This is a genomic window from Streptomyces sp. NPDC058469, assembly GCF_042721125.1.
In the GTDB taxonomy this organism is placed as follows: Bacteria; Actinomycetota; Actinomycetes; order Streptomycetales; family Streptomycetaceae; genus Streptomyces.
This window is the reverse complement of sequence record NZ_JBHXME010000015.1, coordinates 20,024-36,207: the sequence shown is the minus strand read 5'-3', so window position 1 is coordinate 36,207 and position 16,184 is coordinate 20,024. Positions and strand designations below refer to the sequence as shown.

Sequence of the window (16,184 nt, the reverse complement as noted above, 5' to 3'; positions counted from 1 at the left end):
GTGAGGACAGCTCTGCGGGGTGACGACCGTAGTGGTCCGCGTCACTACCTTCGTAGACGTGACTGTGATCGCGACCGAAAGCCTGAGCAAGCGGTTCCCACGGGTGACCGCGCTTGACCGGCTCTCCGTGGACGTCGGACCCGGTGTTACGGGGCTCGTCGGTGCCAACGGAGCCGGCAAGTCCACCTTGATCAAGATCCTGCTGGGTCTGTCCCCCGCCTCCGAGGGCCGAGCCGAAGTGCTCGGCCTCGATGTCGCCACCAAGGGTGCCGACATCCGCGAGCGCGTCGGGTACATGCCGGAGCACGACTGTCTGCCGCCCGACGTCTCGGCCACCGAGTTCGTCGTCCACATGGCGCGCATGTCCGGCCTGCCGCCGGCCGCGGCGCGCGAGCGCACCGCGGACACCCTGCGCCATGTCGGTCTGTACGAGGAGCGCTACCGCCCCATCGGCGGCTACTCGACGGGCATGAAGCAGCGCGTCAAGCTCGCGCAGGCCCTCGTCCACGACCCGCAGCTGGTCTTCCTGGACGAACCGACCAACGGCCTGGACCCGGCCGGCCGTGACGAGATGCTCGGCCTCATCCGCCGCATCCACACGGACTTCGGCATCTCGGTGCTGGTGACCTCGCACCTGCTGGGCGAATTGGAGCGCACCTGCGACCACGTGATCGTGGTCGACGGCGGCAAGCTCCTGCGCTCCAGCTCCACCACGGACTTCACCCAGACCACGACGACCCTGGCGATCGAGGTCACCGACACGGACGACCACCCGGACGGCACCCGCTCGGTGCGCGACGCGCTCCACGCGCGCGGGGTGGACACCCACGACAGCAGCGGCCTGCCGGGCGCGGGCCACGTCCTCCTCCTGACGGCCACGGGCGAGGAGACGTACGACGTGGTCCGGGACGTGATCGCGGACCTCGGCATCGGACTGGTGCGCATGGAGCAGCGCAGGCACCACATCGCCGAGGTCTTCACCGACACCGGTACCGACACGGGCACCGACAACGACGCAGAGCGGAAGGAGGCCGTAGGCCATGGCAATTGACCAGCCCCTGGTCCCCCAGCCGGGCGACCAGACCCGTATCCACAACATCGGCTACCGCAGCTACAACGGCCCCCGCCTGGGCCGCGCCTACGCCCGCCGCTCCCTCTACTCGCAGTCCCTGCGCGGCGCCTACGGCCTCGGCCGCTCGGTGAAGTCCAAGGTGCTGCCCATGCTGCTGTTCGTGGTCATGTGCGTGCCCGCGGCCATCATGGTCGCCGTCGCGGTCGCCACGAAGGCGCACGACCTGCCGGTGTCCTACACGCGCTACGCGATCATCATGCAGGCCGTCATCAGCCTCTACGTAGCCTCGCAGGCACCCCAGTCGGTCTCGCGCGACCTGCGCTTCAAGACCGTACCGCTGTACTTCTCACGGCCGATCGAGACCGCCGACTACGTGAGGGCCAAGTTCGCGGCCCTGGCGTCGGCCATGTTCATCCTGACCGCCGCCCCGCTGATCGTGCTCTACGTAGGCGCCCTGCTCGCCAAGTTGGACTTCGTCGACCAGACCAAGGGCTTCGCCCAGGGACTCGTCTCCGTGACCCTCCTCTCGCTGCTCTTCGCCGGCATCGGCCTGGTCATCGCCGCGATCACCCCGCGCCGCGGCTTCGGCATCGCGGCCGTCATCGCCGTACTGACCATCTCCTACGGCGCCGTCTCCACCCTCCAGGCGATCGCCGACGCGCAGAACGCCACGAACGCCATCCCCTGGATCGGCCTCTTCTCGCCCGTCACGCTCATCGACGGTCTCCAGTCGGCCTTCCTGGGCGCGACTTCGGCGTTCCCCGGAGGCGTGGGCCCCACCCACGGAGAAGGCGTCGTCTACGTCCTCGCCGTCCTGGGCCTCATCGCCGCGACCTACGGCCTCCTGATCCGCCGCTACCGGAAGGTGGGCCTGTGACCACGCTCTCCATCGACCACGTCTCCCGCTGGTTCGGCAACGTGGTCGCCGTCAACGACATCACCATGACCGTCGGCCCCGGAGTCACCGGGCTGCTCGGCCCCAACGGCGCCGGAAAGTCCACCCTCATCAACATGATGGGCGGCTTCCTCGCCCCCTCCACCGGCACCGTCACCCTCGACGGCCAGCAGGTGTGGCGCAACGAACAGATCTACAAGCACATCGGCATCGTCCCCGAGCGCGAGGCGATGTACGACTTCCTCACCGGACGCGAATTCGTCGTCGCCAACGCCGAGTTGCACGGTCTCGGAGCCAAGGCCGCCCAGAAGGCGCTGGCCACGGTCGAGATGGAGTACGCGCAGGACCGCAAGATCTCCACGTACTCCAAGGGCATGCGCCAGCGCGTGAAGATGGCCAGCGCCCTGGTGCACGATCCGTCGCTGCTGCTGCTCGACGAGCCCTTCAACGGCATGGACCCGCGCCAGCGCATGCAACTCATGGACCTGCTGCGGCGGATGGGCGACGAGGGCCGCACGGTGCTGTTCTCGTCCCACATCCTCGAAGAGGTCGAGCAACTCGCCTGGCACATCGAGGTGGTGGTGGCCGGCCGGCACGCGGCCAGCGGCGACTTCCGCAAGATCCGCCGCCTGATGACCGACCGACCGCACCGCTACCTGGTCCGCTCCAGCGACGACCGCGCCCTCGCGGCCGCCCTGATCGCCGACCCGTCGACGTCCGGCATCGAGGTCGACCTGGCCGAGGGCGCGCTGCGCGTCCAGGCCGTCGACTTCGGCCGGTTCACGGTCCTGCTGCCCCGGGTGGCCAAGGACCACGGCATCCGGCTGCTCACGGTCTCGCCGTCCGACGAGTCTCTTGAATCCGTCTTCTCGTATCTCGTCGCGGCGTAGGAGGCCAAGAGATGTACGACCCCACAGTCGCCCGACTCACCTACCGGGCCCTGCTCGGCCGGCGCCGGGCCCTCATCCTGGGCGCCCTGCCCTTCCTGCTGATCGCGATCTCCGTGGTGGTGCGCGGCCTCGCCGGCGCCGACGACCAGACCGCGGTCGACGTCCTGGGCGGGCTCGGCCTCGCCACGATGGTGCCGATCATCGGCGTCATCGCGGGCACGGGCGCGATCGGACCCGAGATCGACGACGGCTCGGTGGTGTACCTGCTGTCCAAGCCGCTGAAGCGGCCCACGATCATCTTCACCAAGCTGATCGTGGCCGTCGCCGTCACCATGGTGTTCTCGGCGGTACCGATGCTGATCGCCGGCCTCATCCTCAACGGCAACGGACAGCAGATCGCCGTCGCCTACACGGTGGCCGCCCTGGTCGCCTCCATCGCCTACGCGGCACTCTTCCTGCTGCTCGGCACGGTCTCCCGGCACGCGGTGGTCTTCGGACTCGTCTACGCCCTCGTCTGGGAAGCCCTGTTCGGCTCCCTGGTCGCCGGCGCCCGCACGCTGAGCGTCCAGCAGTGGTCCCTGGCCGTCGCCCAGAAGGTCGCCGGCGGCGACCTGGTCACCTCGGACGTCGGACTGACCACGGCGACGGTGTTCCTCGTCGCGGTCACCGTGGGAGCCACCTGGTACGCCGGACAGAAGCTGCGCTCGCTGAAGCTCGCCGGCGAGGAATGACAGGTCCTGATCTTGACGGGGGCTTCATCTCTGTCCGGGCACACTGGGCAAACGGGACGCACGGCTGGGAGGACGGGGATGGCCGGAGAGGCGACGTACGGCGGCGGACAGGCGGAGTCCGGGGACGGCTGGGACAAGCTGGTCCTGGACGACGACTTCATACGGTCCGCCGAGACGGCCGAGCCGTCCGCCCGGGCCCGGATGCTCGCGGCGCGCTGGCGCAACGAGTCGCCCGAGCCACAGCCCTGGCGCTCGGACGAGCCGCCCGCCGGATGGTTCTTCAGCAAGGCGCGACGGCGCAGGTGGCGGCGGCGTTAGCGGGAGTCCGGCCGCGGGTTAATTGAGTGGCGTCCAACTCGGCGTACAGGCACAGTTGTTGTGTCGACGTCGGATCAGGCCGGCGCCACTTACCGGGAGAGGAGCTGGGCGATGTCCATGCACGGCAGTACGCCCAACTCCCTTCAGGGCAGCCCGCGGCGGTCTCCGGAGTAGTTACCCCTCCGTCGAGCCGCCCACCACGGGGAGCTGCCCGGGGCGGCCGCTTCGAGCACGCGATTCATTGTCGCGTGGGCCGCCCTCCCTTTCGCCCCCATCAGCAGGGGGCATTCTGCGCTGGGGCGGGTCGGTCGCGCGGACCGGTGCCACGAGGTGCCGCTCTCCGTGGGACGGGCGCCGCCCCAGCGGCATCACCTGTGCGAGACGTTGTCACTGGGACTGGACCGACTTTTTGGGGCCGCGGTTCGTCGAAGAGGCGTCCGGCGCTGCAGGCCGTGCCCACCCTCGGCTTCGCTCGAGCGAGGGACCCCATTGCCCTGCGGAACGACTGCCCACAGCGGTTGGGGCCGTTGGAGCGGTGGCGGTTGTAGCGCCTGCCACCTCCCCGGGCCCACCCTTCAGCCCAGCAACCGCTCCAGCACCACCGCGATGCCGTCGTCCTCGTTCGACGACGTCACCTCGTCCGCCACCGCCTTGAGTTCCTCGTGCGCGTTGGCCATCGCCACGCTGTGGGAGGCCCAGGCGAACATCGCGATGTCGTTGGGCATGTCGCCGAAGGCGATCGTGTCGGCGGCCTTCAGGCCCAGGCGGCGTGCCGCGAGGGACAGGCCCGTCGCCTTGGACAGGCCGAGCGGGAGCAGCTCGACGATGCCCGCGCCGGCCATCGCGACCCCGACGAAACCGCCCGCCGCTTGGCGGGCCGCCTCGGCGAGTTCGTCGTCCGTGAGGGTCGGGTGCTGGATGTAGATCTTGTTCAGGGGTGCGGTCCACAGGTCGGACGCGTCCGTGAACGGGGTCGAGGGGAGCGTGCCCGTGACCGCGTACCCGGGGCCGACCAGCACATCGCCGTCCAGGCCGTCCCGGCTCGCCGCGAGGTACAGCGGGCCGACCTCCGACTCGATCTTGGCGAGTGCCACCCCGGCGAGCTGCCGGTCCAGGGTCACCGACGTCAGCAGGCGGTGCGCCCCGGCGTCGTAGACCTGGGCGCCCTGGGCGCAGACCGCGAGGCCCTTGTAGCCGAGGTCGTCGAGGATGTGCCGGGTCCAGGGGGCCGCGCGGCCGGTCACCACGATGTGCGCGGCGCCGGCCTCCGTGGCCGCCGCGAGGGCGGCCCGGGTGCGCGGCGAGACCGACTCGTCGGAGCGTAGGAGCGTCCCGTCGAGGTCGGTCGCGATCAGCTTGTACGGGAAGCCGGTGCTCACTTGGCGACCGGTGACAGGACCTCACGGCCGCCCAGGTACGGACGCAGCACCTCGGGCACGCGCACGGAACCGTCGGGCAGCTGGTGGTTCTCCAGGATCGCCACGATCGTGCGCGGTACGGCGCACAGCGTGCCGTTGAGCGTGGCCAGCGGCTGCACCTTCTTGCCGTCGCGCAGCCGTACGGACAGGCGCCGGGCCTGGAAGCTGTCGCAGTTGGAGGCCGAGGTCAGCTCGCGGTACTTGCCCTGGGTCGGGATCCACGCCTCGCAGTCGAACTTGCGGGACGCCGACGAGCCCAGGTCGCCCGAGGCCACGTCGATGACCTGGAAGGGCAGTTCGAGGGCGGTGAGCCACTGCTTCTCCCAGTCCAGGAGCCGCTGGTGCTCGTTCTCGGCGTCCTCGGGGAGGACGTACGAGAACATCTCGACCTTGTCGAACTGGTGCACGCGGAAGATGCCACGCGTGTCCTTGCCGTACGTGCCGGCCTCGCGGCGGAAGCACGGGGAGAAGCCCGCGTAGCGCAGCGGCAGCTTCTCCGCGTCGAGGATCTCGTCCATGTGGTACGCGGCGAGGGGGACCTCGGAGGTGCCGACCAGGTAGAAGTCGTCCTTCTCCAGGTGGTACACGTTCTCCGCGGCCTGCCCGAGGAAGCCGGTGCCCTCCATGGCGCGCGGGCGGACCAGCGCCGGGGTCAGCATCGGGATGAAGCCGGCCTCCGTGGCCTGTGCGATCGACGCGTTGACGAGCGCCAGCTCCAGGAGGGCGCCGACGCCGGTGAGGTAGTAGAAGCGCGAGCCGGAGACCTTCGCGCCGCGCTCGACGTCGATGGCGCCCAGAGACTCGCCGAGCTCCAGGTGGTCCTTGGGCTCGAAGCCCTCGGCTGCGAAGTCGCGGATCGTGCCGTGCGTCTCCAGGACGACGAAGTCCTCCTCGCCGCCGACGGGCACGTCGGGGTGCACGAGGTTGCCGAGCTGGAGCGCGAGGCGCTTGGTCTCCTCGTCCGCCTCGTGCTGCTCGGCGTCGGCCGCCTTGACGTCGGCGGCGAGCTGGCCGGCCTGCTTGAGCAGCTCGGCCTTCTCGTTCGGGGAGGCCTTGGGGATGAGCTTGCCGAGCGACTTCTGCTCGGTGCGCAGCTCGTCGAAGCGGACGCCGGACGACCTGCGCCGCTCGTCGGCGGACAGGAGAGCGTCGACGAGCGCGACGTCCTCTCCACGGGCGCGCTGGGACGCGCGCACACGGTCGGGGTCCTCACGGAGCAGGCGAAGGTCAATCACGCGGACCAGGCTACCGGTGCCGAGTTCCGGCTCACGACTCACCATTCCGAACTGCGGCTTACATCCAGTTATGGGGTAATTGCGCAGAGTGTTCGCTCATGTCAAGGCGTGTCAATGAAAAGGCGTCCCGCTCCCTGGAACGGGGCAGGCGCGAGGCGGCCTGTTGACCCGAATCCCTTGTGGGAAACGGGACTTGAGGTCGCGGTTGTCCACAGGAATCCACATCCCGGAAGAGTTATCCACAGGGTGTGCGAAAGATCTGTGGACATCGGAAATGATCATTTCCAAGGGGTTTCGCGAGACGGGCAATTCCTGTCCCAAACGCACCTCCCACCCACTTTCGGGTGGAAATGCGTCGCTCCATAGGATTGCTCGAAGGAAACAGGTGGACGAAGAGTGACCTACGCGCCGGTGGACGCGTCGACGGCCTGTAGGGAGATTTGTCGACTGGATCGCACTTCGTTGTCGACTTGTCCCCAGGTCGAGAAGCGGACCTGTGGATAACTTCTGTGGATAACGAAGATACGCAGGTAGTACCGGGAGACTGCACAGGTACTACGGGTCAGAAACGGCCGTCCTGGCAGTGCGCGACCCAGTCGGCCGCCGCCAGGAACGCCTCGTCCGAGGTCGCCGGGAACAGCGGCCGCACCCCGTCCACGCCGACGTCCGCGCGGGGGTACGAACCGAGGAAGCGCACCTGCAGACAGATCCGCTTGAGCCCCGCCAGCGCCTCGGCCACCCGGCGGTCGGAGATGTGTCCCTCGGCGTCGATGCAGAAGCAGTAGTTGCCGATGCCGGCGCCGGTCGGACGGGACTGCAGCAGCATGAGGTTGATGCCCCGGGTGGCGAACTCGCCCAGCAGGTCGCGCAGACCGCCGGGGTGGTCGTCGCGCTGCCAGATCACGACCGACGTCTTGTCCGCGCCGGTCGGGGCCGCCGGGCGGGCGGGCCTGCCCACCAGCACGAACCGGGTCTGCGCGTTCTCCGCGTCGTGGATCTCGGTCTCCAGGGCTTCGAGACCGTACCGGGCGGCGGCGAACTCACCGGCGAAGGCCGCGTCGTAGCGGCCCTCCTGGACCAGGCGGGCCGCGTCCGCGTTCGAGGCCGCCGACTCCCACAGGGCGTCCGGGAGGTTCGCCTTCATCCAGTTGCGGACCTGCGGCTGGGCGGCGGGGTGCGCGGAGACCGTCTTGATGTCGGAGATCTTCGTGCCCGGCCTGACCAGCAGCGCGAAGGTGATCGACAGCAGCACCTCGCGGTAGATCATCAGCGGCGCGCCCGCGACCAGCTCGTCCAGGGTGGTGGTGATGCCGCCCTCGACGGAGTTCTCGATCGGCACGAACGCGGCCTCGGCCTCGCCGGTGCGCACCGCGTCCAGCGCGGACTGCACCGACACGTACGGGATCAGCTCCCGGGTGGCCGCCTCGGGAAGCGTCCGCAGGGCGACTTCGGTGAAGGTGCCCTCAGGGCCGAGATACGCGTAGCTGGCTGGCATGACCTCACCCTAATGGGCCTTGCGAAACCCGGTACACGCTTCCTCGCCCAGCCACCCCATAGGGCGACGGACTCACCCCTCCAGCAACCGCTGCCCCACGTACTCGCCCTCCGCCGCCCCGCCCGGCACCGCGAACAGGCCGCTCGCCTCGTGGCGGATGTACGTCGACAGGGCATCACCGCGGTCGAGTTTCCGCTGCACGGTGACGAAGCCGCGCAACGGGTCCGCCTGCCAGCAGACGAAGAGGAGCCCGGCGTCCGGGGTGCCGTCGGCGGCGATGCCGTCGTGGTACGAGAAGGGGCGCCGGAGCATCGCCGCGCCGCCGTTCTGGTCGGGCCGGGCGATGCGGGCGTGCGCGTTGATGGGCACGACCAGGGCGCCTTTCGCGTCGGTCTTCTCCAGGTCCATCGCGGTCGTCTCGCCGCCCCCGGACAGCGCCGCGCCGTTGGACTTGCGGCGCCCGACGACGTTCTCCTGGGCGCCGGTCGAGAGCTTCTCCCAGTCGTCGAGGAGCATGCGGATACGGCGTACGACGGCGTAGGAGCCGTTCGCCATCCACGCCGGGTCGGTCGAACCGGACGCCGGCACGAAGATCCGCTTGTCGAAGGTGGACTCCGTCGGCTTGGGGTTGCGGGTGCCGTCGAGCTGGCCCATCAGATTGCGGGCCGTCATGGTGTGGGCTGTCGCGCCCGGAGTCCGGTTGAAGCCGTTCATCTGCCAGCGGACCCGGGCCGCGCCGCCCGCGTCCTTCTGGATCGTGCGCAGGGCATGGAAGGCGACCAGCGCGTCATTGGCGCCGATCTGCACCCACAGGTCGCCGTTACTGCGCGCCTTGTCGAGGTGGTCGGAGGAGAAGTCGGGGAGCGGGTCGAGGGAGACGGGGCGCTGCTTCTCCAGCCCCGTACGGGAGAAGAAGGAGTTGCCGAAGCCGAAGGTGATCGTCAGCGACGAGGGTCCCGCGTCCCGGGCGACATCCGTGTCGTCCTGCGCCGCCGCCTCGCCCGCCATCAGCCGCTGGGCGGTCGTCGACCAGCGGCGCAGCAGGGCCGCCGCCTCCTTGCGGCTCGCGCCCGCCGCCAGGTCGAAGGCGACGAGGTGGCCGCGCGCCTGGAGGCCCTCGGTGATGCCGGGCTGATGTTTCCCGTGAAACATTGCCATGTCCTCGCCCAGCGAGGTGAGCGCTGTGGCCCCGGCGGGCGCGGACGCGTACCCCACGGCCCCGCCCGCCGCACCGAGCACGAGCCCGGTGGCACCGGCCGTACCGAGGAGCCGTCGGCGGGAAATGCCCTCCCCGGGGGAGGCGTTTTCGGAAACGGCCTCCCCGGGGGACGCCTCTGCGATGCGGGCCTCGGGAATGGACTGGTCAGGCATGGCGTGGTTCAGCCGATCTGCGCGTTCTTGTCGACGGTCGTCTGGTCGATGTCGGAGGTCCGCACGGTCACCGAGATCTTCCAGTCGCCCGCCATGGGGATCTGGATTCCGGTCGCGGCCCAGTGCCCGGTGGTGATGCGGTCGGGCGTCACGGGCAGCGGGCCGATCTTCTTGGCGGCGAGGGTGAAGGCGACCTTCACCTCGGGGACGTCGAAGGCCCGGCCGTTGGGGCGCTGCACATAGACGTGCATCTCGTTGCCGCCCACGCGCGCGGGGTCGAGGTCGAGCCGTATGACGCCCTTGCCGTCCGTGCCTCCGGTGTCGAACGACATGTCCAGGGTCAGGGCGCCGGAGGACGACGTGGCAGCGGACGAGGAGGAGGCCTTGGCCGCCTTGGCGTCCTCCTCCGTGCGGCCCGGTTCGCTGGCCGTCAGGGCCGTGGTGACGGCCAGGACGACGACGGCGACGGCGGCCTCGGCGAGGACCGAGCGGCGCAGCCCGAAGCGGACCGGGTCGGCGTCCCGCAGCCGCTTCTGCCGTGTGGTGTCCACGGCGGCCTGCTGGCGGGCGAGTTGGGCGGCGCGCTTGGAGTCGCCGGTCGTGGTGGACGCGGCGGTCACACCGGAGTCGGCCTCGGCGGACGTGGCGGTACTGGAGTCAGTGGACCCGGTGGACGTCGTAGTGCTGGAGTCGGCGGTCTTCGTGGACGCGCTGACGTGGGCCTTCTCCTTCTCCGGCTCGCGTTCCTCGACGACTGTCCCGGTCGTCTCGGCGGTCGCGGCCGCGTCCGCCAGGCGTGCCGTCCAGCGCCGCGAGATCGACGCGATGCCGACGAGCAGCGCCACGAGGCCGATCTTCACGAGCAGCAGTTGTCCGTAGCCGGTGTCGGTGAAGGCCGACCAGGAGCCGAGCTGGCGCCAGGACTGGTAGACGCCGGTCGCGACGAGCGCGAGGACGCTGCAGAACGCGATGCGCGAGAAGTTCTGTACGGCCGTCCGCCCGACCTGGTTGTCGGAGGGGGCCCGGTAGAGCGCGACGAGGAGGGCGGAGAGGCCGCCGAGCCAGGTCGCCACGGCCAGCAGGTGGACGACGTCGACGGGCATCGCGATGCCGGGCTGCAGCCCGGTCGAGGCGTGTTCGGCCAGCGCCCAGCTCGCGGCGAGCCCGGCGGCCACCACACCGCCGCCGATGGCCAGTCCGAAGGTGAGGTCCCGCTTCTCCTCGTCCTCCCTTGAATCAGGCAGCCGGCGCGCAGCGCCGTCGGTCAGGGTGGTGGTGGGAGACGGGCGGGCATACGCCCCGAAGAGCACGGCGATGAACAGCGCGGCGGCGGCGAGGAGCAGCAGCCGGGAGACGAGCGCGGCGCCCGTCTTGGTCTGGAGGACCTGGCCGAGGAGGTTCAGGTCGAAGATGTCGCCGACCTTCCCGGTGGTCGCGTACGAGCCGCGCAGGAGCAGCAGCCAGAGCGTGGCCGCGGTGAGCGTGACCCAGCCGGAGACGACCAGCCGCTGGAGGGCGCGCACGCCGGCGCCCCGCTGCCAGCAGGCCAGGATGAAGGCGGCGCCGCCGATCATGACGATGAAGCCGGCGTACGACATGTAGCGCCCGAAGCCGTACAGCCCGCCGACGAGTCCGCCGCCCACGTCCTGGTCGGAGACCGAGACGGTGGTCTTGGAGGGGGCGCCGACGGAGAAGGTGAAGGCGCCGGCGACGGGGTGGCTGTCGGCCGACACGACCTGCCAGGCCACCGTGTAGGTGCCGTCGGGCAGGCCGCTGTGGACCTGGATGGCGTACGTCGTACCGCTGATGTTGGACGGTTTGCCGACGTCGACGCGTGTGCCCTTCGGGTTGAGCACGCGCAGCGAGTCGTTGTTCGTCGAGACCTTCTCGGAGAAGGTGAGCGAGATCTGCGTCGGAGCCTTGTCGACCACCACCCCCGAACTGGGGTCGCTGCCGGTCAGCGCGGCGTGCGCGGAGGCCGGACCGGCCCCGGCGAAGAGCATGCCGGTGACGGCCAGGAGCAGCAGCACCAGATTGCGGACGCGGGGGGTGATGGTCGTCTTCAAGGTGGGGTCCCTCCCTCAGTGCCCGGTCGTGGGGTTGTACGTGGCCGACTTCACGGGCATCTCAACCGTGAGAGGGCCGGACTTGGCAAAGTGCAGCTTCACGGTCACGTGATCGCCCTGCTTCAGCGTGTGCTTCAGCTTGTCGAACATCAGGTGGTTGCCCCCGCTCTTGAACACGAGTTGACCGTGTGCGGGCACAGCGAGGGACGTCACCTCCTCCATCGCCTGGCCGACGGTCTCGTGCACGCTGACGGGACCGAGGTCGCTGGTGACGGAGGTCAACTCGTCCTTCGCGCCGCCCTGGTTGGCGATGTCCAGGAAGCCCGCCGCCATGTCCGAGACCGGCTGGGGCATGTAGGCGGAGCTGACGGAGAGCTGGGCCTTCGCGTCGTCCGAGCCGCCGCAGCCGGTGAGGACCAGCGTGCCGGTCAGCACCGCGACGGGCACGACGAACTGCCTCACGGAGTCTCCCCCTTGACGATCTTGGGGAGGTCCTTGGTGTAGTCGTCGACGGTGGTGTCCTGGCCGTAGAGCAGGTAGCCGCCGTTGGTCTTCGGGGAGAACGCGACGACCTGGGTGCCGTGGACCGAGACGAGCTTGCCGTTCTTGTCCTTCGTCGTCGGCTCGACGGAGATGCCCATCGTGCGGGCGCCGGCCTGGATGGTGGCGAAGTCGCCGGTCAGGCCGACGAACTGGGTGTCGATGCCCTTGAGCCACTTGCCGAGCTCGGAGGGGGTGTCCCGGGCCGGGTCGGTGGTGACGAACACGACCAGCAGCTTGTCCTGCTCGGCCTTGGGCAGCGACTTCTTGGCGACGGCGATGTTGTTCATCGTCAGCGGGCAGATGTCGGGGCAGTGGGTGTAGCCGAAGTAGACCAGCGTCGGCCGGCCCTTGGACTCGGCCCGGAGGTCGTACTTCTTGCCGTGCGTGTCCGTGAGCACCAGGTCCGGCTTCTCGAACGGGGTGTCGAGCACGGTGGCGGCCTGCGTCGCGGTGTCCTCGGAGACCACGGAGACGGGGCTCTTGCCGTCGTCGCCGCTGCCGCAGGCGGAGAGCGTCAGGGTGGCGGCGGCGAGCAGAACGGCCGCCGCGAACGTCTTCTTGCGCATAGAGAAATGTCCCAGTTGTGAGAGCTCCGGCGCGCACCGGGGTCGTACGCAAGAGTCGCACGGACCCCTGTGCGCGCCATGAAGCGGACGGGCCTCAGACGGTCGTACGCCGCCGACCGGCGAGGACGCCGTACGCCACGCCCGCGGCACCGACGACGATGCCGACCACGCCGAGGACGCGGGCGGTGGTGTCGGAGGAGCCGGCGGACGACGAGGTGGAGTCGGCGGCGGTGGTCTCGGTCTTCTCGGAGGCGTCCTCGGCGGTCGCGCCCGAGGCCGAGGCGGAGGTCAGCTCAAGCGTCGGAGCGGGGTTCTCGGGCTCCTTTTCGCCGTCCTTCTGCACCTCGATCCAGCGCACGACCTGCTTGTCGGAGTACGTCTGCAGCGCCTTGAAGACGAGCTGGTCGGCGTCCGTGGGCAACATGCCGACGGAGACCGGGAACTTCTGGAAGTAGCCCGGCTCGACGCCCTTGCCGGTCGCGGTCCAGGTGACCTTGGTGACGGCCTCGGTGATCGTCTCGCCGTGCATCTCGGCCGGCTTGGCCAGCTTCGACCTGGTGACCTTGACGGTCCAGCCGCTGATCGGCTCCGGCATCACGGAGGCCAGCGGGTGGTCTGTCGGGAAGCTGACTTCCAGCTTCGTGGTCGAGGCGTCGTCACGCTCGTTCGGGACCTTGAAGTCGACGACCGCGTAACCGCCCTTGACGGCCGCGCCCTCCGGCTGCACGGAGACGTGCGCGAAGGCGGGGGAGGACAGGACGAGCACGGCCGAGCCGGCGACGGCAGCGGCGGCGGCGATACGCGAGGTCTTGATGGACGTCATGGTCTTCATGGAAAGGAGCACTCCACTTCGAGTTCGAGTGAGTTCCGGTGGTGAAGAGGGGCGCGTGGTGTCCCGGGTGCGTCAGGGGTTTCCCGGCTGAAAGACACGGGCACGCGCGTGTGCCGCACGACGGCGGCCTCTCCACACACAGAAGGGAGTGCGGGGTCGGTGGTCGCGTCGCGTCAGGCGGCGAGGGTGTGTGCGGCGGCGGCCGGCGGGCCGCGGCGGATCACCGAGTGCTGGAGTGCGGTGGTGTGCGGCGCGGGCGGCGCGAACAGGGCGGTACGGCGCAGGCGCGGGCCCGCCTGGGGCGCCCCCGGCAGCCCGGCCCGCAGGGCGCGCACCAGGGCGAGCGCACCACGCAGGGACCGTACGAGCGCCCCTTCGGCGACGCCGTGCGCCGACAGTTCCATGAGACGCAGCAGCGCCAGGTCCCCGCGCCGCAGCAGCCAGCCCGCGGCGAGTGCCGCGAGGACGTGACCGAGCAGCATGGACAGGGACGGGAACAGCGACATCGAGGAGGCGGTGGAGGTGGACATGGCGTCCGCCGGGTGATGCATCGACCCCATGGAGCTCATCGAGCCCGTCGAACCCGAAGTCGGCAGCAGCCGCGCGTCGGTGAGGATCTGGTGGGCCTGCGCCGGGCTGATCGCCGCGGCGGTGGTCCCGCACAGGAGATGCGCGGCGCGTGCGACGAGCGTGGCGTCGGACGCCGACAACGCGCCGGTTGTCGATGTACCCGCGCTCTGACCGAGCCCGAACAGCGTGTGCAGCACGGTCTGTCCGACCGCGAGCAGCGCCGTGATCCCCGGCAGCGAGCGCTCGCGCCCGGCGAGCGGGGCCACGACGAGGAACGTGACGAGGAAACCCGCGCCCAGTGTCCACAGCGGAACGGTGGCGCAGGAGGCGATCGCGTGACCGGCCGCGGCCAGCACGGCACAGACCGCGGCGAACACCGCGGCCCGCAGGACCCGGAGTTCACCTCCGGAGCGCGCCGTACGTGGGTGGGGGGCAGTCATGGCGGGCTCATCATCGCACCGGCCTTATCGCCGTCCTACGGCAGGTCCGCAACATCGGGACCATGGTGTGTCGTAGCTCACAAAGATCACTCTCCGACGTGAGCTACCTCCAGATACACCAATTACGTTTGGGACACATCCCCCATATGGGCGGCATCACGTCAACTCCGTGCTTACACAGGGGCACTGGCGGCAATAGGTATCACTATGTCGAGCCGCGGCCGGGAGGCTGGAGCATGAGCATCTGGTGGTCACTCCATCTGAGGCGCGAGGCCGCGAGCGTGCCGCTCGCGCGGCGGCTGCTTCTCGGCACGATGGAGACCGCGGGCGTCGACCCGGACATCTCCTACGACCTCTCCGTCGCCCTGAGCGAGGCGTGCGCCAACGCCGTCGAGCACGGCGGCGACACCGCCCACGGCGCGCGCTCGGAGGCGTACCGGGTCACCGCGTACCTCGACGGCGAGACGTGCCGTATCGAGGTCGCGGACTCGGGACCCGGTTTCGCCCGCACCCAGTCCGTCCGCCCGGCCCCGAGCGAGGCCGAGAATGGCCGCGGCCTGTGTCTCATCCAGGAACTCGCCGACCACGTCCACATCGGCAACAAGCCGGGTGTGGGCGGCGCGGTGGTGAGCTTCGACAAGATCCTGAAGTGGCGGAAGGACGCGCCGCTGATGGCGGTGTAGCGCGTAAGGGGCGCATGGTTCCGGCCGACTTCAGCTTTCTGAGCATTCTTACCTTGCGCACAGCGCATGCTCACGTCCTTGACGGCGGCCGTCCCTAGCTTCGTGATCATGACGGGAAACCACAAAGACAAGACCCTCAGCCGGCGTCGAGCCCTCGCGGTGACCGGCGGGACGGTCGCGGCCGGCGGGCTGGTGGCGGCCGGGTTCCAGTCGGCGTTCGCGGACACCGCGGACACGACGGCCGACGCGGACGCCACAGCCTCGGCGAGTGCGACCGGTTCGACCGGCAGTGAGTGCATGACGCTGATGACGAGTGTCACGGAGGGCCCCTACTACCTCGACGGTGCCTTGGTGCGCAAGGACATCACCGAGGGCAAGGCGGGCGTCCCGCTCACCCTGCGCCTGACCGTGGTCGACGCCACGGACGGCTGCACCCCGGTCAAGGGCGCGGCCGTGGAGATCTGGCACTGCGACGCCTGGGGCTACTACTCCGGCTACACCACCGCCAACCCCGGCGGCTCGGCCCCCGCGGAGAGTGAGGAGGGAGACTCCGCGAACGACCAGACCTATCTGCGCGGTTACCAGGTCGCCAACGCCAACGGGGTCGTCAAGTTCGAGACGATCTTCCCGGGCTGGTACACGCCCCGCACCTGCCACATCCACGTCAAGGTGCACACCGGCGGCGAGAAGGAGGACGGCACCTACGAGGGCGGCAAGGTCAACTACACCGGCCAGCTGTTCTTCGCCGACGACATCGCCGAGGAGATCTTCACGCTGGAGCCGTATGCCAAGCACACGGGCTCGTACACCGTCCTCGCGGACGACATGGTCTACGACGGCGGCGGCGCCTCCAGCGGCCTGCTCACCCTCAAGGCCGTGCACAAGAAGGACCCGTCCAAGGGCTACAAGGGCTCGCTGACCCTCGGCGTCGACCCGGACGCGGAGAACACGGGCGCGGGCGGCGGCGGAGGCGGTACGCCTCCGAGCGGCACCCCGACGGGTACGCCGCCCAGCGACAGCACCTCCCCCTCGGCCTCCCCCTCCTCGTAAGGTATGACG

The 16,184-nt window shown here is 69.8% G+C and carries 16 protein-coding genes; 7 read left to right on the top strand and 9 right to left on the bottom strand.

All coding sequences use genetic code 11. The annotated features are described in order from the left end of the window. Positions 1-64 precede the first annotated feature (64 nt). The 5 genes from ACFWP5_RS10680 to ACFWP5_RS10660 all read left to right on the top strand — a co-directional run bounded on the left by ACFWP5_RS10680 (position 65) and on the right by ACFWP5_RS10660 (position 3,906). The gene (locus ACFWP5_RS10680) at positions 65-1,051 is read left to right on the top strand and encodes an ABC transporter ATP-binding protein (RefSeq protein ID WP_384153595.1); all 987 of its coding nucleotides are present in this window, start codon (positions 65-67) and stop codon (positions 1,049-1,051) included. Then, complete coding sequence (locus ACFWP5_RS10675; protein ID WP_384153462.1) at positions 1,041-1,949, top strand: ABC transporter permease; 909 nt, start codon at positions 1,041-1,043, stop codon at positions 1,947-1,949. The genes ACFWP5_RS10680 and ACFWP5_RS10675 overlap by 11 nt, the downstream gene beginning before the upstream one ends. Further along, positions 1,946-2,857, top strand: coding sequence for an ABC transporter ATP-binding protein (locus ACFWP5_RS10670; RefSeq protein ID WP_384153459.1), 912 nt, complete (start codon positions 1,946-1,948; stop codon positions 2,855-2,857). The genes ACFWP5_RS10675 and ACFWP5_RS10670 overlap by 4 nt, the downstream gene beginning before the upstream one ends. A gap of 11 nt (positions 2,858-2,868) precedes the next feature. Beyond that, positions 2,869-3,588 carry an ABC transporter permease gene (locus ACFWP5_RS10665; protein ID WP_384153456.1) on the top strand — a complete coding sequence of 240 codons (720 nt, stop codon included), beginning with the start codon at positions 2,869-2,871 and terminating at the stop codon, positions 3,586-3,588. Between the two features lie 78 nt (positions 3,589-3,666). Next, positions 3,667-3,906 carry a hypothetical protein gene (locus ACFWP5_RS10660; RefSeq protein WP_329253521.1) on the top strand — a complete coding sequence of 80 codons (240 nt, stop codon included), beginning with the start codon at positions 3,667-3,669 and terminating at the stop codon, positions 3,904-3,906. Between the two features lie 575 nt (positions 3,907-4,481). Here the strand turns inward: ACFWP5_RS10660 and ACFWP5_RS10655 are convergent. The 9 genes from ACFWP5_RS10655 to ACFWP5_RS10615 all read right to left on the bottom strand — a co-directional run bounded on the left by ACFWP5_RS10655 (position 4,482) and on the right by ACFWP5_RS10615 (position 14,442). Then, positions 4,482-5,285: an HAD family hydrolase gene (locus ACFWP5_RS10655; RefSeq protein WP_384153453.1), complete on the bottom strand. Its 804-nt coding sequence runs from the start codon at positions 5,283-5,285 to the stop codon at positions 4,482-4,484. Continuing rightward, positions 5,282-6,559 carry a serine--tRNA ligase gene (gene serS, locus ACFWP5_RS10650; RefSeq protein ID WP_384153450.1) on the bottom strand — a complete coding sequence of 426 codons (1,278 nt, stop codon included), beginning with the start codon at positions 6,557-6,559 and terminating at the stop codon, positions 5,282-5,284. Before serS ends, ACFWP5_RS10655 begins: the two co-directional genes overlap by 4 nt. A 562-nt stretch (positions 6,560-7,121) precedes the next feature. Further along, positions 7,122-8,054 (bottom strand): prephenate dehydratase, encoded by a 933-nt coding sequence (pheA, locus tag ACFWP5_RS10645; protein ID WP_384153447.1) that lies wholly within the window; start codon positions 8,052-8,054, stop codon positions 7,122-7,124. A gap of 72 nt (positions 8,055-8,126) precedes the next feature. Continuing rightward, positions 8,127-9,425, bottom strand: a complete 1,299-nt coding sequence (gene efeB, locus ACFWP5_RS10640) for an iron uptake transporter deferrochelatase/peroxidase subunit (protein ID WP_384153444.1) — start codon at positions 9,423-9,425, stop codon at positions 8,127-8,129. A gap of 8 nt (positions 9,426-9,433) precedes the next feature. Further along, positions 9,434-11,491: a copper resistance CopC/CopD family protein gene (locus ACFWP5_RS10635; protein ID WP_384153441.1), complete on the bottom strand. Its 2,058-nt coding sequence runs from the start codon at positions 11,489-11,491 to the stop codon at positions 9,434-9,436. 15 nt (positions 11,492-11,506) lie between these two features. Continuing rightward, positions 11,507-11,953 carry a copper chaperone PCu(A)C gene (locus tag ACFWP5_RS10630; protein WP_384153438.1) on the bottom strand — a complete coding sequence of 149 codons (447 nt, stop codon included), beginning with the start codon at positions 11,951-11,953 and terminating at the stop codon, positions 11,507-11,509. Then, the gene (locus tag ACFWP5_RS10625) at positions 11,950-12,600 is read right to left on the bottom strand and encodes an SCO family protein (RefSeq protein ID WP_384153435.1); all 651 of its coding nucleotides are present in this window, start codon (positions 12,598-12,600) and stop codon (positions 11,950-11,952) included. The genes ACFWP5_RS10630 and ACFWP5_RS10625 overlap by 4 nt, the downstream gene beginning before the upstream one ends. Before the next feature lie 94 nt (positions 12,601-12,694). After that, positions 12,695-13,432 (bottom strand): YcnI family protein, encoded by a 738-nt coding sequence (locus ACFWP5_RS10620; RefSeq protein ID WP_384153432.1) that lies wholly within the window; start codon positions 13,430-13,432, stop codon positions 12,695-12,697. A 173-nt stretch (positions 13,433-13,605) separates the two neighbouring features. Further along, on the bottom strand, positions 13,606-14,442 hold the full coding sequence (locus tag ACFWP5_RS10615; protein WP_384153429.1) for a hypothetical protein: 837 nt from the start codon (positions 14,440-14,442) through the stop codon (positions 13,606-13,608). Between the two features lie 236 nt (positions 14,443-14,678). Between ACFWP5_RS10615 and ACFWP5_RS10610 the strand changes: the two genes are divergently transcribed. Beyond that, positions 14,679-15,125, top strand: a complete 447-nt coding sequence (locus ACFWP5_RS10610) for an ATP-binding protein (protein WP_384153426.1) — start codon at positions 14,679-14,681, stop codon at positions 15,123-15,125. A 108-nt stretch (positions 15,126-15,233) separates the two neighbouring features. Further along, a complete protein-coding gene (locus ACFWP5_RS10605; RefSeq protein ID WP_384153423.1) occupies positions 15,234-16,175 on the top strand; it encodes an intradiol ring-cleavage dioxygenase in 942 nt (313 codons plus the stop codon). Positions 16,176-16,184 lie beyond the last annotated feature (9 nt).